General features: G+C 62.7%; 15 protein-coding genes. 7 read left to right on the top strand and 8 right to left on the bottom strand.

The genetic code is table 11. The annotated features are described in order from the left end of the window. Positions 1-24 precede the first annotated feature (24 nt). The 5 genes from glgB to FOY53_RS03200 all read right to left on the bottom strand — a co-directional run bounded on the left by glgB (position 25) and on the right by FOY53_RS03200 (position 8,314). Positions 25-2,211 (bottom strand): 1,4-alpha-glucan branching protein GlgB, encoded by a 2,187-nt coding sequence (gene glgB / locus FOY53_RS03220; RefSeq protein WP_146585668.1) that lies wholly within the window; start codon positions 2,209-2,211, stop codon positions 25-27. Between the two features lie 194 nt (positions 2,212-2,405). Next, positions 2,406-4,805 carry a glycogen/starch/alpha-glucan phosphorylase gene (locus tag FOY53_RS03215; RefSeq protein ID WP_146586081.1) on the bottom strand — a complete coding sequence of 800 codons (2,400 nt, stop codon included), beginning with the start codon at positions 4,803-4,805 and terminating at the stop codon, positions 2,406-2,408. A gap of 143 nt (positions 4,806-4,948) precedes the next feature. Beyond that, positions 4,949-5,929 (bottom strand): glucokinase, encoded by a 981-nt coding sequence (locus FOY53_RS03210; protein WP_146585666.1) that lies wholly within the window; start codon positions 5,927-5,929, stop codon positions 4,949-4,951. A gap of 4 nt (positions 5,930-5,933) precedes the next feature. Beyond that, entirely contained in the window at positions 5,934-7,256 is a 1,323-nt protein-coding gene (locus FOY53_RS03205) for a GH1 family beta-glucosidase (protein ID WP_146586079.1), read from the bottom strand. A gap of 26 nt (positions 7,257-7,282) precedes the next feature. After that, a complete protein-coding gene (locus FOY53_RS03200) occupies positions 7,283-8,314 on the bottom strand; it encodes a LacI family DNA-binding transcriptional regulator (protein ID WP_146585664.1) in 1,032 nt (343 codons plus the stop codon). A 254-nt stretch (positions 8,315-8,568) separates the two neighbouring features. Between FOY53_RS03200 and FOY53_RS03195 the strand changes: the two genes are divergently transcribed. The 5 genes from FOY53_RS03195 to FOY53_RS03175 all read left to right on the top strand — a co-directional run bounded on the left by FOY53_RS03195 (position 8,569) and on the right by FOY53_RS03175 (position 15,092). Then, positions 8,569-9,924 (top strand): ABC transporter substrate-binding protein, encoded by a 1,356-nt coding sequence (locus FOY53_RS03195; protein ID WP_146585662.1) that lies wholly within the window; start codon positions 8,569-8,571, stop codon positions 9,922-9,924. A 124-nt stretch (positions 9,925-10,048) separates the two neighbouring features. Further along, positions 10,049-11,026 carry a carbohydrate ABC transporter permease gene (locus FOY53_RS03190; RefSeq protein ID WP_146585660.1) on the top strand — a complete coding sequence of 326 codons (978 nt, stop codon included), beginning with the start codon at positions 10,049-10,051 and terminating at the stop codon, positions 11,024-11,026. Positions 11,027-11,036: 10 nt separating this feature from the next. Beyond that, positions 11,037-12,287 (top strand): carbohydrate ABC transporter permease, encoded by a 1,251-nt coding sequence (locus FOY53_RS03185; protein WP_146585658.1) that lies wholly within the window; start codon positions 11,037-11,039, stop codon positions 12,285-12,287. A gap of 27 nt (positions 12,288-12,314) precedes the next feature. After that, positions 12,315-13,967: an alpha-glucosidase gene (locus FOY53_RS03180; RefSeq protein WP_146585656.1), complete on the top strand. Its 1,653-nt coding sequence runs from the start codon at positions 12,315-12,317 to the stop codon at positions 13,965-13,967. A 30-nt stretch (positions 13,968-13,997) separates the two neighbouring features. Continuing rightward, positions 13,998-15,092 carry an ABC transporter ATP-binding protein gene (locus FOY53_RS03175; RefSeq protein ID WP_146585654.1) on the top strand — a complete coding sequence of 365 codons (1,095 nt, stop codon included), beginning with the start codon at positions 13,998-14,000 and terminating at the stop codon, positions 15,090-15,092. 11 nt (positions 15,093-15,103) lie between these two features. Here FOY53_RS03175 and FOY53_RS03170 read toward each other — a convergent pair whose 3' ends face one another. The 3 genes from FOY53_RS03170 to FOY53_RS03160 form a co-directional block, all read right to left on the bottom strand. Then, the gene (locus FOY53_RS03170) at positions 15,104-16,162 is read right to left on the bottom strand and encodes a YeeE/YedE family protein (RefSeq protein WP_146585652.1); all 1,059 of its coding nucleotides are present in this window, start codon (positions 16,160-16,162) and stop codon (positions 15,104-15,106) included. Between the two features lie 87 nt (positions 16,163-16,249). Beyond that, the gene (locus FOY53_RS03165; RefSeq protein ID WP_146585650.1) at positions 16,250-16,585 is read right to left on the bottom strand and encodes an ArsR/SmtB family transcription factor; all 336 of its coding nucleotides are present in this window, start codon (positions 16,583-16,585) and stop codon (positions 16,250-16,252) included. Positions 16,586-16,640: 55 nt separating this feature from the next. Further along, positions 16,641-17,003: a thioredoxin family protein gene (locus tag FOY53_RS03160; RefSeq protein WP_146585648.1), complete on the bottom strand. Its 363-nt coding sequence runs from the start codon at positions 17,001-17,003 to the stop codon at positions 16,641-16,643. 88 nt (positions 17,004-17,091) lie between these two features. On the opposite strand from FOY53_RS03160, the gene FOY53_RS03155 reads away from it, so the two are divergent. Continuing rightward, positions 17,092-17,829, top strand: coding sequence for a cytochrome c biogenesis CcdA family protein (locus FOY53_RS03155; protein ID WP_146585646.1), 738 nt, complete (start codon positions 17,092-17,094; stop codon positions 17,827-17,829). Positions 17,830-17,855: 26 nt separating this feature from the next. Beyond that, entirely contained in the window at positions 17,856-18,434 is a 579-nt protein-coding gene (locus FOY53_RS03150; protein ID WP_146585644.1) for a thioredoxin family protein, read from the top strand. The last annotated feature ends 74 nt before the right edge of the window (positions 18,435-18,508 follow it).

Genomic DNA, 18,508 nt, shown 5'->3' with positions numbered 1-18,508 from the left:
CAAGACCGAAAAGCTGTCGTCCGTTCAGTCCCTGATCAGAAATATCGTCGTCAGTGGCGGCAGAACCACCGAGGCGCTGGCCGCCTGACCGTGGCTTGGTTCGTCCACGGCAGTGACCACGCCCATGTTCCCGCGGTCCCCTCCGCCATATTGCCCGGCATCCGAATTCAACGCCTCGCGCCATGTTCCCGCAGAGGGCAGGCCGATCTTGTAGGCGCTCTGCTCTTGCGGAGTCATGTTGCACAGCACCACAACCTCGGCATCACCGGGATTGCCGCGCCGGATCCAGGCATAGACCGAGGCATCGGCATCGTTGGATTCAATCCACTGGAAGCCGCCGGGATCGCAGTCCTTGACGTGCAGGGCCGGAGTCGCGGCGTAAAGCGCGTTGAGGTCGCGCACGAGCGATTGCATGCCCTTGTGCATCGGCGTCTGGGCCGCGCGCCAGTCCAGTTCGCCATCGTGGTTCCATTCCTGGGCCTGGGCGAATTCCTGGCCCATGAAAAGGAGTTTCTTGCCCGGGTGGCCCCACATGAAGCCGTAATAGGCGCGCAGGTTGGCGAACTTTTCCCATTCGGTGCCCGGCATCCGGTCCAGCATCGACCCCTTGCCGTGCACGACCTCGTCATGGCTGATCGGCAGGATGAAGTTTTCGGAAAAGGCATAGTGCAGGCCAAAGGTCATCTGGTGGTGATGATGCTTGCGGTAGAGCGGATCCTTTTTCATGTACTCGAGCGTGTCGTTCATCCAGCCCATGTTCCATTTGAACCCGAACCCGAGCCCACCGTCATAAACCGGGCCTGACACCTTGGGGAACGAAGTGGATTCTTCGGCCACGGTCATGATCCCGGGCATCTCGCCATAGGTGAAGACGTTCATTTCCTGCAGCATCGAGATGGCTTCGTAATTCTCGCGCCCGCCGTCCTTGTTGGGAACCCATTCGCCGTCCTTGCGGGAATAGTCGCGGTAGAGCATCGACGCGACGGCATCGACGCGCAGGCCGTCGACATGGTATTCGTCCAGCCAGTACAGCGCGTTCGAGGTCAGGTAGTTCGCAACCTCACGCCGACCGTAATTGTAGATCAGGGTGTTCCAGTCGTTGTGGAACCCTTCGCGCGGATCGGCATGTTCATAAAGCGCCGTGCCGTCAAAGCGGCCGAGCCCGTGGGCGTCGGTCGGAAAGTGCCCCGGAACCCAGTCCAGCAGCACACCGATTCCGGCCTGGTGGGCGGCGTTGATCAGGTCGCGGAATTCGTGCGGCGGCCCGTGGCGGATGGTGGGCGCGAACATGCCCACCGGCTGATACCCCCAGGAACCGTCAAAGGGATATTCGCTGACCGGCATCAGTTCGATATGGGTAAAGCCCATGTCCTTGACGTAACCGACCAGTTCACTGGCCGCTTCGATGTACGAGATTGGCCGACCGTGATCCTTGCGCCGCCACGATCCCAGATGCACCTCGTAGACCGAGATCGGCGCGGTGCGCGAATTGTTCGCGGCGCGTGTCGCCATCCAGTCGGTGTCGGACCAGCCATAGCCGGATATGTCGCGCACCACCGACGCATTCTCCGGCGGGTGCTGCGATCCAAAGCCCACGGGATCCGCCTTGAGCGGCATGACCGCGCCATGCACGCCGACGATTTCGTATTTGTAGACAGTGCCGTCGCCAACCCCGGGCACAAAGATTTCCCAGACGCCGGTCGACCCGCGCCGCCGCATCACATGGCGGCGTCCGTCCCAGTGGTTGAAATCGCCGACCACCGAAACGCGGCGCGCATTCGGTGCCCAGACAGCAAATGACGTGCCCCTGGCGCCCTGATGTTCCCGCACATGCGCGCCCAGCACCTGCCACAGTTTGCGGTGCGTGCCTTCGCCCAGCAGGTATTCATCGATCTGCCCCAGAACCGGCCCGAACCGATAGGTGTCCTCAACCTCCCAGGTGGCGCCGTCCTCGCTCTGGCCGCGCAGGACATAGGGCTTGGTGCCCGGCACAACGCCGCGAAAGATTCCGGGAAGCTGCTGGATCGGGTCCAGCACATGGGGCTTGCCGGCGACCACCGCGGACATGGCCGTCGCGCCGGGATCGTAGGCGGTGACACAGCGGCTGCGCCCGACCTTGTGCGGCCCCAGAATGGCGAAAGGGTCATCGCAACGCGCGTCTATGACGCGTTGCAACAGGGCGAATGTCTTGGGATCAATGGGCTCTGTCATACGCTAACACTATGCGGCTTTTCATCTTCTGCAAGTGTTTTGAACGCGAATGGGCCTGTCATGGCGCCGAAATCGGTTTGGCGAAAAAGTGACACCGTTCCAGCACAGTAAGGCGACCGCTCCTGCCCGGGCGGATGCAGGGCACCTGCGGCTTCCCGGCGCCAGTCCGGCCGGGAAGCGCAGGCGTTGCGCGCTCAGCTGTCACGCAGGCTTTTTGCGTCCCAGATCTGAGCCATGTAGTCGGTGATCGTGCGGTCAGACGAGAACCACCCGGAACGCGCGGTGTTCAGCGCCGCCATGGTCATCCAGTGCGACTTGTCCTTGAAGGCCGCATCGACTTCGCGTTGGGCGCGGTAGTAGTCGGTGAAATCCGACGATACCAGAAAGTAGTCCGGTCCCGACAGGTTCTCGGTGATGTTGTGGTAGCGCGCGGGCTCATCCGGCGAGAACACACCGTCGTGGATCGCCTTGAGTGCCGCGGCAAGACGCGGATCGGCGGCGATGGCCTGGGCGGCGTGATCCCGGATCGCGCGGCGTTCATCGACCTTGTCCGCGGTCATGCCGAACAGAAAGAAGTTTTCCGCCCCGACGTGTTCGCGGATTTCCACATTGGCGCCGTCCAGAGTGCCGACGGTCAGGGCGCCGTTCAGGGCGAACTTCATGTTGCCGGTGCCCGACGCCTCTTTTCCGGCGGTCGAGATCTGTTCGGACAGGTCCGCGGCCGGTATCAACCGTTCGGCCAGCGTCACGTTGTAGTTCGGCAGGAAGGCGACCTGCAACATGTCGCGGGTTTCAGCGTCGGCGTTCAGCACCTTGGCAACATCGTTGATCAGGCGGATGATGTCCTTGGCAAAGAAGTATCCCGGCGCCGCCTTGCCGGCAAAGATCTTGAGCCGGGGTGTCCAGTCCGCCGTGGGATTGGCCTTGATTTCCTGCCAGAGCGCGACCGCCTCGAGTATGTTCAGGTGCTGACGCTTGTATTCGTGCAGGCGCTTGATCTGGACGTCGAACATCATATCCGGATCGACGTTGAAGCCGGTCGTCCCGGCCATCCAGTTCGCCAGTTCGGCCTTGTTGTCGCGTTTGGCGGCGGCGTATTTGTCCAGCCAGGCCGCGTCGGCGACATGCGGCTCAAGCTCCCTGAGCAGTTCCAGATCGTCGGCCCAGCCTTCACCGATGGTGGCGGTGATCAGCCCCGACAGGCGCGGGTTGCACGACAGCAGCCAGCGGCGCGGCGTCACGCCATTGGTCTGGTTGATGATCCGGTCCGGATGCAGCCGGTGGAATTCACTGAAAACCGTGGTCTTCATCAGCTCTGTGTGCAGCGCCGAGACTCCGTTGACCTTGTGCGCCATGATGAACGACAGCTCGCCCATCTTCACCTGATGGTCGGACCGGGCCGACAGCGTGCGCGACGGGTTGGCCTTGGCATGGGCGTCGTCGATGCGGTCGACAATCTGCAGATGCCGCGGCAGCAGACGCCCGAACAGCGCCTCGGGCCAGCTTTCCAGAGCCTCGGGCAGAAGTGTGTGATTGGTGTAGCTCAGGCAGGCCTGCGCCATCTGCATTGCGTCCTTGAAGGGCAGGCCGCGTTCGTCATGCAGGATCCGCACCAGTTCCGGCCCGGCAATGGCCGGGTGGGTGTCGTTCATCTGGATTGCGACTTTGGATGGCAGTTTGGCCAGATCGTCATGCTCTGAATCGAACCGGCGCAGGATATCCTGAAGGGCCGCGCCGGTCAGGAAATATTCCTGCTTGAGACGCAGTTCCTTGCCCTGTTCGGTGGTGTCGTCGGGATAGAGCACGCGTGAAATCGTGCGGGCCAGCGCCTCGGGCTCTGCCGCGGCCGAAAAGTCGCCGCGGTTGAAACTGTCCAGATCAAAGGCACTGTCCGACGCCTTGGCCGACCAAAGCCGCAGCGTGTTGGCCCAGCGACCCTGCCAGCCGATGACCGGGGTGTCGTAGGCCTCGGCATCCACGGCACTGGCGGGGGTCCAGACGGATTTGCCGCCCTTGGTGGTCACCTCGCCGCCAAACCCGATGCGGTAGCGCGACTCGGGGCGTTCGAATTCCCAAGCGTGACGCTGCAGCAGCCAGGTTTCGGGGGCCTCCATCTGGCGCCCCTCGAAAAAGGACTGCCGGAACAGGCCGTGTTCATAGCGGATGCCGTAGCCATAGGCCGGGCAGCCCAGGGTCGACAGGGATTCGAGGAAACAGGCTGCCAGACGGCCGAGGCCGCCGTTGCCAAGTGCTGCGTCGGGTTCGTCTTCGAGCACGGTGTCGAAATCCTGGCCCAGTGACGCCAGCGCGTCGCGGGCCTGATCCACCAGCCGCAGATTGACGATGCCGTCTTCCAGCAGGCGGCCGATGAGGAATTCCATCGACAGGTAATAGACCCGCTTGGCGCCGGCCTCATAGGTCTTGCGGGTGGCCGCGAACCAGCTGTCGACGATCTGGTCGCGCACCGCAAAGGACAGGGCCATACGCCAGTCCTCGACCTGGGCGTGACTGGCATCCTTGCCCAGCGCATACGTCAGATGGCGCAGGATGGAGGCGCGAAATTCGTCGGTCGTGATGGTATTGCGGCTGACCATGTTCATGTCTGTGTGTCCCGATTTTTTTAAACCCTAGGGGCCGTTATCGCTATCAATAGAGCCAAATCGGCAAATGCAACTCTGCACACGGATAGTTTGCGCAATTTCGCGGCAGTGATGCCAAATTGAGCGGGATCCGGCGGCTATTGGCGGTTTTGTGCGAGGATTTCGGCGAGATGACAGGCAGATCCGGTCAGCGCGGCGTAGTCATCGGTGACAAGATGGACCGGGAATTGCTTCATGAAGTCGGAGAACCGGCCCTTGTCACAAAACGCCTGCGCAAAGCCCTTGTCCAGCAGGTGCGGACCAAAGTGCCGCGCGACGCCGCCACAGAGGTAGATTCCGCCGAACGGCAGGTTGATCAGGGCGAGGTTGCCCGCAACCCGGCCCAGCATTCGGGTAAAGACTTCGACGGCGCGGTCGGCGCGCGGATTGCTGCCGGTCCCGACGGCCTGCATGATGGTATTGGCGTCCAGCGGCTCGTCGCCGCCATCCTCTTCGCAGAGCCAGGCATAGACCCGTTCGAACCCGCGCCCCGACAGCACATCTTCGACACCCGGGGTGCCGTGCTTGCGGGCGATGAACGCCATCAGGCGCAGTTCTTCCTCGGTTTGCAGGGGCAGGGTGATGTGGCCGGATTCCGACGGCGGCACCAGCGTCTGCCCGCCCAGACGGAACACCGGAGCGGCGTTCATGCCGGTTCCGACCCCGATGACGAGCTTGGCGGCATGATCGCTGGCGGCCCGGCCCGGCATCAGACGGGTCAGGCTGTCGGTGGTCAGATGATCGAGCGCATGGCCCTGGGCCTGAAGATCGTTCAGCACCGCAACGGTGCGGGCGTGGGTGGCCTGCGCGATGACATCGCGGTCAACGGTCCAGTCGAGGTTGGTCAGACGCCCGACACCGTCGCGCACCGGCCCCGCCATGGCAACGCAGGCCGCGTCCGGGCTGGCGCTCTGGGCGTCCAGGTACTGCGCCAGCACTTCGGTCAGCCCGGCATGATCTGCGTTGCGGTAACGGCGGATGGAGTCGGTCTGCACCACTGTGCCTCGCGTCAGCGCTACGCGGGTGTTGGTCCCGCCGATGTCGGCGACGACGGCGATGATGTCTTTTGTATCGGCCATGGCTCTACTCTTTCAGTGCCCGTGCGAGGGCGTGGTACGAGTCTTTGGGCGTACGCACAAGGCTGTCGAAGTCCACATGCACCAGACCGAAGCGCTTTTCATAGCCCAATGCCCATTCGTAGTTGTCCAGCAGCGACCAGATGTAATAGCCGCCCACCGGCACGCCCTCGTCGATGGCGCGTTTGATCGCGGCCATGTGCTGATCCAGGAATGCGACGCGGCCCGGGTCACTGACCCTGCCGTTTTGCAGCAGGTCCGGCGCGGCCAGCCCGTTCTCGGTCACGATCAGCGGCAGGTCGCCGGTGTATTCGGCGGCGGTGCGTTTGAGGAACCGGTACAGGCCTTCGGGATAGATCTCCCAGTCCATGAAAGTCTTGGGCAGGGGGCCTTCTACCTCGTCCAGCGACGGCCAGGGTCCGTCGTTCGGGGCGATGACCTTGCGGGTATAATAGTTGATGCCGCACCAGTCGACGGCCGAGTCGATGACCGGGAAATCGTTCTGCCAGCCGCGGGGCAGGTGCTGTTCCATCCCCGCCAGCACGGTGTCGGGATAGCGGCCCTTGAACACGCCATCCAGATAGAAGCGGTTGTAATAGCCGTCATAGGTGGCGGCGGCACCGGCGGCTTCGGGGCTGTCGTCGACGGGCTGCGGCCATTCCATGTTGAACACCGCCCCCAGATTTTTCATCCCCATGCCGCGCATGGTCTGGATTGCCGTGCCATGCGCCAGAAGCACGTGGTGCATCGCACGGGCAGTGGCGCGGATGTCGCGCAGTCCCGGTGCGTGGAGGCCGAGGAAATGACTGATCCAGGCAACACACCACGGCTCGTTGATCGGCGCGACGGAATGCATCCGGTCGCCGATCCGGCCCATGATCACCTCGGTGAAGTCGGCGAACCACAGGGCGATGTCGCGGTTGGTCCAGCCCCCGAGGTCGGCCAGCGGCGCCGGCAGTTCCCAGTGATACAGCGTCGCACAGGGTTTGATCCCGCGCTCCAGCATGGCGTCCGTCAGCCTGTCGTAGAAATCCAGTCCTTCGGGGTTCGGCGTGCCGCGTCCCTCGGGCAGGACCCGGGCCCAGGACGTAGAAAAGCGGTAGCAGTCAAAACCGGCCGCCTGCACCAGGTCAAGGTCAGCTTCGTATCGGTGGTAGTGGTCACAGGCCCGCGCGCCGTTCTCGGCCCGCACCACATTGCCCGGGGTGGCGGCAAAGGTGTCCCAATGGGTGGGACCGGCACCGCCAAAACCGTGCCCTTCGATCTGATAGCTCGACGTGGCGGTGCCGAACTCGAACCCTTCGGGGAAATCGCTGCGCCTGTGCTGCATGGTGAACCCTTTCGTCATCTGCGTCATCAACCGGGCCGGGGGGCCGGGCCGGTGGACCGCCCGAGAATGAGATCCGCCTCGAGCAACACATGCTCCGGCGGCTGGCCGGGGTTTTCGATCATCCGTATCAGCATCTCGGCCGCGGTCGCGCCATGTTCGCGCACCGGCGACCGGGTGGCGGTGAACACCGGCACGTCCGCACGGTTGCGCAGATAGCTGAGATCGTCGTCATGGCTGACCAGCGACACGTCACGCCCCAGGACCAGACCGGCATCGTCCATGGCATGGCGGACGCCAAGCGCGATGATGATCGACGAGGTCAGCACCGCCGTGGGCGGGTCGTCCAGCAGCAGCATGTCGCGCATGGCGCAGAACCCCAGGTTTTCCGTCATCTCGCCGGCAAAGAGCAGGTCCGGGTCGCAGGGGATGCCGCAGTCCTCCAGCGCCCCGGCATACCCCTGCCGGCGCCGGTAGGCGAAATCCATCGCTTCGATGCCGTTGATCAGCCCGATGCGGCGGTGACCCAGTTCGATCAGCAACGTGGCGGCACGGTGAAAGGCGCGGCGGTTGTTCATGTCGATCCAGGCGTAATCCGAGCCGATGTCCGATGCCCGGCCGTGCACCACAAACGGCATGCCCAGCTCTGCCAGGAACTCGATCCGGCTGTCGACGCGCATCGGTCCGTGTACGATCAGCCCGTCGACATTGCCCTTGGCGTGCAGCTCGCGGTAACGCTGTTCCTGATCGCCGTCCTCGACCAGACTGATCACCAGATCGTAGCCTGCCTTGGAATAGACTTCGGAGGATCCGGTTATGAAATCGGCAAACACCGGGTTCACGATCTCATGCTTCTTTGACACCGGAATCACATGGCCGATCGACATGGCGCGCCCGGTGGCCAACCCCTTGGCCCGGACATTGGGGGCATAGTTGAATTCGCGCGCGGCGTCCTGCACCCGCTTGCGTGTGGCTTCGCGCACTTCCGGGTACCCGTTCAGCGCCCGGCTCACGGTTGTCTGGCTCAGCCCGAGGTGTTCCGCCAGTTGCTTCAGGTTCATCGCCGCCGCCCTCAAAGCGCTTTCAATCCAAGTCAGGTTTGTCACAAGCCGTCCTGAAGGGAAAGAGGCGAAGAGTCCCCGCTTTCTCTGCGATGCAGCAACGATTGTTGGATTCCGTGCCGGATTCAGATTGACTCATCGGGGTAACTGCGACAGCTTGCGGCTATCAAAGCGCTTTGGAAAACAGTGCTTGGAATTAAGTCTTGCGGTGAGGCGCCACTTTCCGCTGAGATGCACCAGGGAGGATGATGTACATGAAACACACTTTATACGTGAGCGCGGCTGCGCTGGCGCTGACCGCTGGCGGGGTCCTTGCCGACGCGCATCTGGCCTTTCCGGTGGGCGAGGGCGCCTTTACCTGGGACAGCTACAACAGCTTTGCCGACAGCACCGACCTGAGCGGCCAGACGGTCGAGATCACCGGCGCATGGACCGGCAACGAGAAGGAAAAGGTCGACAAGGTCTTTGACTATTTCGAAGCGGCCACCGGTGCGACTGTCGCCTATTCCGGCTCGGACAGCTTCGAGCAGGACATCGTGATCTCGTCCCGCGCGGGGTCTGCGCCCAATCTCGCGGCGTTTCCGCAGCCGGGGCTGGCCGCCGACATGGCCCGGCAGGGTCTGCTGACGCCGCTGGCCGAGGGCACCACCGAATGGGTCCGCGACAACTTTGCCGCCGGTCAGTCCTGGGTCGATCTGGGCACCTACGCGGACAAGGACGGCAACGACGCCCTGTATGGCCTGTTCTACCGCGTCGATGTGAAATCGCTGGTCTGGTATTCGCCGATCGCCTTTGACGAAGCCGGATATGACATCCCGGAAACGATGGAGGAGCTCAAGGAGCTCACGCAGCAGATCGTCGATGACGGTGGCACGCCGTGGTGCATCGGTCTGGGCTCGGGGGCGGCAACCGGGTGGCCCGCAACCGACTGGGTCGAAGAGATGATGCTGCGCACGCAATCCCCCGAGGATTACGACAAGTGGGTCACCAACGAAATGAAGTTCGATGACCCCAAGGTCGTGGCCGCGATCGAGGAGTTCGGCTGGTTCGCGCTGAACGACGATTTCGTGCAGGGCGGCGCGTCCAACGTGGCCACCACCGACTTCCGCGACAGCCCGGCCGGTCTCTTCACCATCCCGGCTGAATGCTACATGCACCGTCAAGCGTCGTTTATCCCGGCGTTTTTCCCCGAGGGCACCGAGGTCGGCAAGGACGTCGATTTCTTCTACTTCCCGTCCTATGCCGACAAGGATCTTGGCAAGCCGGTTCTGGGCGCCGGTGCGTTGTTTGCGATCACCAAACCGTCGGAAGCCACCAACGCGATGATCGAGTTCCTCAAGCTGCCACTGGCGCATGAACTCTGGATGGCACAGGGCGGGTTCCTGACGGCCCATGCCGGGGTCAACCTGGATGCCTACTCCGACGACAGCCTGCGGGCACAGGGCCAGATCCTGCAAGAGGCCTCGACCTTCCGCTTTGACGGTTCCGACCTGATGCCATCCGAGATCGGAGCGGGCGCGTTCTGGTCCGGCATGGTGGATTACACAACCGGCGTTCCCGCCGCGGAAGTGGCCAAGACGATCCAGACCCGCTGGGACTCGATCCGCTGAGCAGCGTCTGAAAACACCCCGCGCCCCTGACCGGGCGCGGGGGCCTGACCGTGTTGCCTGGCAAGTGCAGGCCACGGCGTCATCTCGCGCACCAGCGGACAGCAGTCTTCAGGGAGAAAACGCCATGTCCCCGATCCTTCAGGGTCTCATCACGATCATCATCGGTGTCGGCGGATGCGTCGGGTATTTCTTTGCCTCCAACCTGATCCTGGACAAGGTGATCTTTCCGCCCCGCAGTGACGATCACGGGCGCAACATCAACCGGGCAACGATGGTGCGCCCCTGGCTGTTCCTGTTCCCGGCGATGTTCGCACTGGGCCTGTACCTAGTGTACCCGGTGGTCGGCTCGTTCGTCCGCTCGCTTTACAATCGCTCGGGCGAAACCTTCATCGGTTTTGGCAACTATGCGACCATGTTCGCCGAAGATGGGTTCCGGACCGCGGTCTACAACAACATCCTCTGGGCGCTTGTCGTTCCGGCGGGCGCCACGTTTCTCGGACTGCTGGTGGCGCAGCTGACGGACAAGCTGCGCTGGGGGAATTTCGCCAAATCCCTGATCTTCATGCCGATGGCGATCTCGTTTGTCGGCGCCTCGCTGATCTGGAAATTCGTCTACGCCAATGACCCCGACATCGGCATCATCAACGCCATCCGCGACGCGTTCGGCGCCGCACCCATCGACCCGCTGCAAATCCCGTTCTGGAACAATTTCTTCCTGATGGTCATCCTGATCTGGATCCAGACCGGCTTTGCCATGGTGATCCTGTCCGCGGCGCTGCGCGGCATTCCCGAGGAAACCGTCGAGGCGGCGATCATCGACGGCGCCAACCCGTTCCAGATCTTCTTCAAGATCAAGGTACCGCAGATCATGGGCACCATCGTCGTGGTCTGGACCACCATCACCATTCTGGTGCTCAAGGTCTTTGACATCGTCTACGCCATGACCGGCGGCAATTTCAACACCGAGATCCTGCCGTCCTACATGATGGACTACATGTTCCGGGATGATGGACGTGCCACCGCCGTGGCCTTTGTCATCATGCTGATCGTGCTGCCGGTGATGATCTGGAACATCCGCCAGGCGCGGAAAGAGATGAACTGAGGCGACTGACATGGACAATATTGCCGGACAAAAGACCTCGCTCTCCATCGTCACCAACATCTCGGTGATTCTGCTGGTGGTGCTGTGGCTGATCCCGACCGTCGGACTGCTGGTGTCGTCGTTCCGCGACCGCGAACAGATTTCGGAAACCGGCTGGTGGGCGTCGATGTTCCCGGTCGAACAGGCGTTCCGCATCCAGCCCGAACCGACCGGGGTCACCCGGGACGGCGATCTTTACCTGTTCTCCGGCAATGTGTTCGACACGGGCTCGGGCAAGGTGTCGGGCTTTGGCATCACCGGCCGCGATCCGGGCATCGCCAAGCCGGGCGAAACCTACGGCCGCCTCAAGCTGGTGGTGAGCGAGGCCGACGGCACCACCGACGAGGAAAACTTTGAAACCTCCTGGCCCGCCGACGGCGCTCCCGCTGCTCCTGAAACCGATGACAAGAACCGCCCGGTCACCGGCTTCCACATCGACCGTGCGCTCACCGTTGCGGCCAATGGCGATTTCACCTGGATGCAGGACAGTGACATCAGCCGCGCGCCGACACTGTATGTCACCGCCGCGGCCCCGCCGGATTTCGGGCTGGGGAACTATGAACAGATCCTGACCTCGGACAATATGGACCGGGCCTTCATCAACACGCTGACCGTGACGATCCCCGCGACCATCATCCCGATCCTGATCGCGGCCTTTGCCGCCTATGCGCTGGCGTGGATGGATTTCAGGGGCAGGGGCTTTCTCATCGCCATGGTGGTGGGGCTGCTGGTGGTGCCGCTGCAACTGGCGCTGGTGCCGCTGCTGCAACTGCACAACAAGGTCGGGATCGGGCAGAGCTTTCTGGGTATCTGGCTTGCCCATACCGGGTTCGGCCTGCCGCTCGCGATCTATCTGTTGCGCAATTACATGGTCGGCCTGCCGCGGGACATCATCGAATCCGCCAAGGTCGATGGCGCCACCGACTTTCAGGTCTTTACCAAGATCGTCCTGCCGCTGTCGTTTCCCGCCCTGGCGTCCTTTGCCATTTTCCAGTTCCTCTGGACCTGGAACGACCTGCTGGTCGCCAAGGTGTTCCTGCCCTCGAATTCCGAATCCTGGGTGATGACGGTCAAGATCGCCGACGACCTGCTGGGCTCGCGCGGCGGCGACTGGGGCATCCTCGCGGCGGCGGCGTTCATCTCGATCGCGGTGCCGCTGTTCGTCTTTTTTGCAATGCAGAAATATCTGGTGCGCGGCCTTCTGGCCGGCTCTGTCAAGTAACCCCCTAGAATTCGAAAGACCACTGACATGAACCAACAGGCAGACCGCCTCGTGCCTTCCGCAACCCGGGACAGCGACTGGTGGCGCGGCGCGGTCATCTACCAGATCTATCCCCGCAGCTTTCAAGACAGCAACGGTGACGGCATCGGCGACCTGCTGGGCATCGCCCAGCGGCTGCCGCATGTCGCCTCGCTGGGCGTCGATGCAATCTGGATTTCGCCGTTTTTCAAGTCGCCGATGAAGGACTTCGGCTACGACGTGTCCGATTACTGCGATGTCGATCCGATGTTCGGCACCCTGGCGGATTTCGACATCCTGGTCCAGACGGCGCACCGGCTCGGGCTCAAGGTGCTGATCGACCTGGTGCTGTCACACAGTTCCGAAGACCACCAGTGGTTCAGGGAAAGCCGCCAGAGCAAGGACAACGCCTATGCCAACTGGTATGTCTGGGCAGATGCCAAGCCCGATGGCACACCGCCCAACAACTGGCTGTCGATCTTTGGCGGCAGCGCCTGGCAATGGGAGCCGTCGCGCTGCCAGTACTACCTGCACAACTTTCTGACCGAACAGCCGGATCTGAACTTTCACGAACCCGAGGTACAGGAATCGCTGCTGAACACCGCGCGGTTCTGGCTTGACCGGGGTGTGGACGGCTTTCGGCTGGATACCATCAACTTTTATGTCCACGACGCGCAACTGCGCGACAATCCGGCCCTGCCGCCGGAAAAGCGCAATCCGATCACTGCCCCGGCGGTGAATCCCTACACCTGGCAGAACCACCTGTACGACAAGACGCAGCCGGAGAACCTGGCGTTTCTGCGCAAGTTCCGCGCGCTGTTGAACCAGTACAATGCGGCGGCGGTGGGGGAAGTCGGCGATGACCAGCGCGGGCTGGAAATTCTGGGCGAATACACGACCGGCGATGATCTCATGCATATGTCCTATGCCTTTGAACTGCTGTCGGACAAGGTGCCGACCCCGGACTATATCACCGAGGTGATGAACAAGATCGCCGAGGTCGCGGCGGACGGCTGGGTGTGCTGGGCGTTTTCCAACCACGATGTGCCGCGCCATGTGTCGCGCTGGAAGCTGTCGGATGGCGCGGCGCGGTGTTTTTCGACGCTGCTGATGTGCCTGCGCGGGTCGGTGTGCCTCTACCAGGGCGAGGAACTGGCGCTGCCCGAGGCCGAGGTCGCCTTTGAGGATTTGCAGGACCCCTATGGCAAGCGTTTCTGGCCGGCGTTCAAGGGCCGCGATGGCTGTCGCACGCCGATGGTCTGGGAACCGGGGCATCAGAATGGCGGCTTTTCGCAGGGCCACCCCTGGCTGCCGGTCAGCCATGACCACCTGAATCGCGCCGTCAGCACCCAGGAACAGGATCCGGCGGCGATCCTGCACCATTATCGCCGTGCGGTGGCGTTCCGGCGCGCCCACACAGCGCTTGCCAAAGGCGATATCCGCGATCTGGGCACCGAGGGCAGCATCCTGCATTTTGTCCGCACCCACGGTGACGAACGTATTTTCTGCGCCTTCAATCTCAGCCCCGACCCGGCGTCGATGGCGATGCCCGAAGGCAACTGGCGCCAGATCGGGGCCGATCTGGGCAGCGCGGGCGCGGCACCCGACGGAAATCTTCACCTTGGACCCTGGCAGCCTGCGCTGTCGGTCCGGGTCCCGTAACATACCATTGATCCTTGGGGAGGGGACCGCATGGCCAACCTGAAACTCACCGACGTCGCAAAGACATACGGTGGCACGATCAACGTGCTGAAGGACATCAACCTGGACATCAAGCAGGGTGAACTTGTTGTCTTTGTCGGACCATCCGGCTGTGGCAAGTCCACCCTGTTGCGGATGATCGCGGGACTGGAAAAGATCACTGACGGCACGCTTGAGATCGACGGACAGGTGGTCAACAACGTCCCGCCCGCACAGCGCGGCATCGCGATGGTGTTCCAGTCCTATGCGCTGTATCCGCACATGACGGTGCGCGACAACATGAGCTTTGCGCTCAAGATCGCCAAGAAGTCGCCGGAAGAGATCGACAGGGCGGTGTCCAAAGCTGCCAAGATCCTGCAACTGGACCCGTACCTCGATCGTCTGCCCAAGGCGCTGTCAGGCGGTCAGCGTCAGCGGGTGGCGATTGGCCGGTCGATCGTGCGCGACCCCAAGGTCTACCTGTTCGACGAACCATTGTCGAACCTGGACGCGGCGCTGCGCGTGGCCACCCGGATCGAGATTGCCCAGCTCAAGGAATCGATGCCCGACAGCACGATGATCTACGTCACCCATGACCAGGTCGAGGCGATGACGCTGGCGACGCGGATCGTGGTTCTGGCCAACAAGGGCATCGCGCAGGTCGGCGCGCCGCTGGAACTGTACGAACGCCCCAATGGCGAATTCGTGGCCCAGTTCATCGGCTCTCCGGCGATGAACCTGCTGCCCGGCGAAGTGGTCCGGACCGGCCAGCAGACAACGGTCCGCATGGACGGCGGTGGCATGGCGGTCTCGCATTATCCGACCACGCAGGCAGACATGGGCCGCAAGGTCAACGTCGGCGTGCGTCCCGAGGATTTCCTCGAAGTGGCCGAGGGCGCGACGTATATCTTTGAAGGCAAGGTGAACATCACCGAGGCGTTGGGCGAGGTCACGCTGTTGTACTTTGACAAGGTCGCGGGGGGCGAGCCGGTGATCGGCAAGCTGCCCGGCATCCATGCGGATCTGCGCGGCAAGCAGGTCAAGCTGGGCGCCGTGCCGGAAAAGGTGCACATTTTCGCGGACGGTCAGTCGCTCTTGTATCGGTAGGGCGGGCGCCGTCACGCGGCTGGCTGAAATCCTTCGATCAGCTGGCGCAGTCCGATGGCCGCACCGGCAAAGATCGCCGCAGAGGTCACCGGGGCGCTGTAGGCCAGCAGGGAAAACGCGCTGAGGCCCTGACCCACGGTGCAGCCCATGGCGATCACCGCGCCGGTGCCCATCAGCACGGCGCCAAAGATCTGGCGGCGCAACTCGCGCGGGTCTTCGCAGGCTTCCCAGCGGAAATGCCCTTTGTACAGCGATCCGAGGAAGGCCCCGGTCCAGACCCCGGCCACCGATCCCACCGCAAAGCTGAGGGGGCGGGCGCTGCCGGACATGAACCACAGGATGGTTTCGCCCACCGGCGCGGCAAAGCTGTGCGAGGTGACCGGCAGCGCCTCGAAGCCGGTGGCGCCGATATGTGCTGTCCCCAGCCAGCCCGAGATCACAGCCACACCCACCAGCGCGGCCCAGACCACCTGGTGTGGTTTCTGCCAGAGCGGGCGGGACGCAAGGGCGGCAGCCAGAATCATCAAGCCCAGGGCCATCCCGATCCAGGCGGCGGGCAGACCGGTCCCGACGCCGATCAGATGGGCCAGGCCGGGCGGCACTTCACCGGTAGTGGCAACCTGGGGAAACAGCGCATGGCGCAACGGCGCAACCGGCCCGCTGAGCACGGTATAGGCGGTGACGCCCATGACCAGAACGATGACAAAGCTGCGCAGATCGCCGCCACCGAGGCGGGCCAGCGCGCCAAAACCGCAGTTGCCGGCCAGCGCCATGCCATAGCCGAACATCACCCCGCCAAAGACAGAGGCCAGCGGCTGCCAGCGGGCGCCCAGATAGGGCGTGGTCGAAACGTCCAGCCAACCCGCCGCGATCAGTCCGAAGGAGCCCAGAACCGCGACGCCGATTGCCACTCCCCAGAGCCGCATCCGTACCGTCGAGCCGCCATACAGCATATCCTCGATCGCGCCGAGACTGCAAAAGCGCCCCAGCCGCGCGGCCAGCCCCAGCAGCAGGCCGCCAAACAGGCCCACTCCGGCAACGGCCAGATGTTCATATGTCATGCCGAGCATGTCTGGTCCTTCCTCCCTGACCTGACGTGCAGTGAAGGCCGATTATGTAGACGTATTCAAATGTCTGCAAGTGAAATGCGTGCGGTCTCAGTCGTCCTTGCAGAACAGTTCGTAGACACATTCCAGCATCTTGCGCGGGCGATCGTCGGCCAGCCGGTAATAGATTGCCTTGCCGTCCCGGCGGGGCACCACCAGACCTTCGAGCCGCAACCGCGACAGCTGCTGCGAGACAGCAGCCTGGCGCGCCGACAGCAGGTCTTCCAGTTCGGTGACGGATTTCTCGCCGGTGACCAGATGGCACAGGATCATCAGCCGCCCCTCGTGGCTGATCGCCTTGAGAAAGGCGGCCGCGTTGCTGGCCTTGTCCGCAATACGGTCAAATTCCGCCTCGGACATGTCATTGCTTAGGACGGGCAGGGTCATATCGCGGAATCCTGTTTGGTCTCTATAAGTTGCGTGGTGAAGTTTGCCCGATGCATCAGGACGCCTCGGGCGCAAATTCTGTGTGTGACTGCAGCAAATGGCCCAGCAGGGCCCAGAAAAAATCTTCGCCCGGATAACCTTCGATGCGGGCCAGTTCGGTGCCGTCGTCGACCAGAATGAAGGTCGGGGTAAACGTCACCGCACGGGCGTAGACCATGTCAGCGGGCGGGCCTGCCCGCAGATCGGCCCGCACAAGGGGGGCGAATTGTCCCTCAGCGGTCTTGGGGTAGATCGGGGCAATAACTTCATCCCACATCGCGCAGTAAACACAGCCCGGCTGTTCGACCATGACCAGAACAGGATCTGCCAAGGCAGCCTGAGCCCAGAGCGCGACAGTCGCCGCGATGCTAGCGATCATTCGTGTCAAAATGTTGTATCCCGATTGACGTATCCTGATCGCACAACGTAATCTGAATATGTGAATTGATCAAGGATTGGCGCCACAAATGCTGGATATGTCGTTTGCCGGTGCCGCTTTTGCAGGCATTCTCAGCTTTTTTACACCCTGTATCCTGCCGATGGTGCCGTTTTACCTGTGCTACATGGCCGGGTTGTCGATGTCGGAGCTGCGCAGCGACACCGGGATCGCGCCGGGCGCGCAGCGGCGGCTTGTCCTGTCGGCGGTGTTCTTTGCCCTTGGCGTTACCACGATCTTCGTGCTGATGGGCATGGGGGCCACCGCGCTGGGACAGGCCTTTGCCGACTGGCGCCAGCCGCTAAGTTACCTGGCTGCGGCGGTGCTGGCGGTATTTGGCCTGCACTTCCTTGGTGTGATCCGGGTGCCGCTGCTGTACCGCGAGGCGCGGATCGAAAGCACGGCCGAGCCGACCACGGTGCTGGGCGCATATGTCATGGGGCTGGCCTTTGGCTTCGGCTGGACCCCCTGCGTCGGCCCGGCGCTGGCATCCATCCTGATGATCGCCTCCGGCATGGGCGACATCTGGCGCGGTGGGCTGCTTCTCATGGTCTATGGACTGGGCATGACCGCGCCGTTCATTGTCGCGGCATTGTTCTCGGGGCCGTTCCTGCGCTGGAGCGCGCGTCACCGCGGGGCACTGGCATATGCCGAAAAGGTGATGGGTGTGATGCTGATCGTCTTTGCTATCCTGATTGCGACCAACAGCGTGAATCTGATTGCCAATGCGATGATCCGGTGGTTTCCGGGCTTCACATCGCTGGGCTGAACACTGCGGACTGAAAGGGGGAAATCATGACACGGATGTTTATGGCCGCCGCGGCGGCGCTGGTGGCGCTGCCGGTCTGGGCGGCGGAGCTGGGGGACGACGGTCTGCACAAGACCGAGTGGATGCGCGACACCTTCAAGGACCTGCGCGAGGATCTGGCCGAGGCGAATGCCGAGGGCAAACGCCTGGTTCTGTTCTTTGAACAGCGCGGCTGCGTCTACTGCACCAAGATGCACGAAGAAGTCTTTCCGCGACCGGAAATCGGGGGCTACATCGACGAGAACTATTTTGTCGTGCAGTTGAACCTGCACGGGGACACCGAAGTCACGGATCTGGACGGCGAGGTGCTGAGCGAAAAGGCAGCGGCGCGCAAGTGGCGGGTGATGTTCACGCCGACCATCATGTTCCTGCCCGAGGAGGTTGCCGAATCCGAGTCGGCGGCAGAGGCCTCGGTCGCGGTGATGCCCGGCGCCTTTGGCCCGGGAACCACGCTGGACATGTTCACCTGGGTGAACGAAAAGAGATATGAGCTTGAATCCGAAGAAGATTTCCAGCGATACCATGCCAGAATGATTCAGGAACGCGACAACGGCAGGACCGACTGAACACACGCAATTATTCACTTTTGTGAATTTGTCTTGCGTCTGGGGCCGGTGGTAGCCTAGGCTGCACAACAGGC

It is taken from the genome of Puniceibacterium confluentis, from assembly GCF_007923445.1.
Lineage (GTDB): Bacteria > Pseudomonadota > Alphaproteobacteria > Rhodobacterales > Rhodobacteraceae > Puniceibacterium > Puniceibacterium confluentis.
This window is presented reverse-complemented; position numbering and strand designations above follow the sequence as displayed.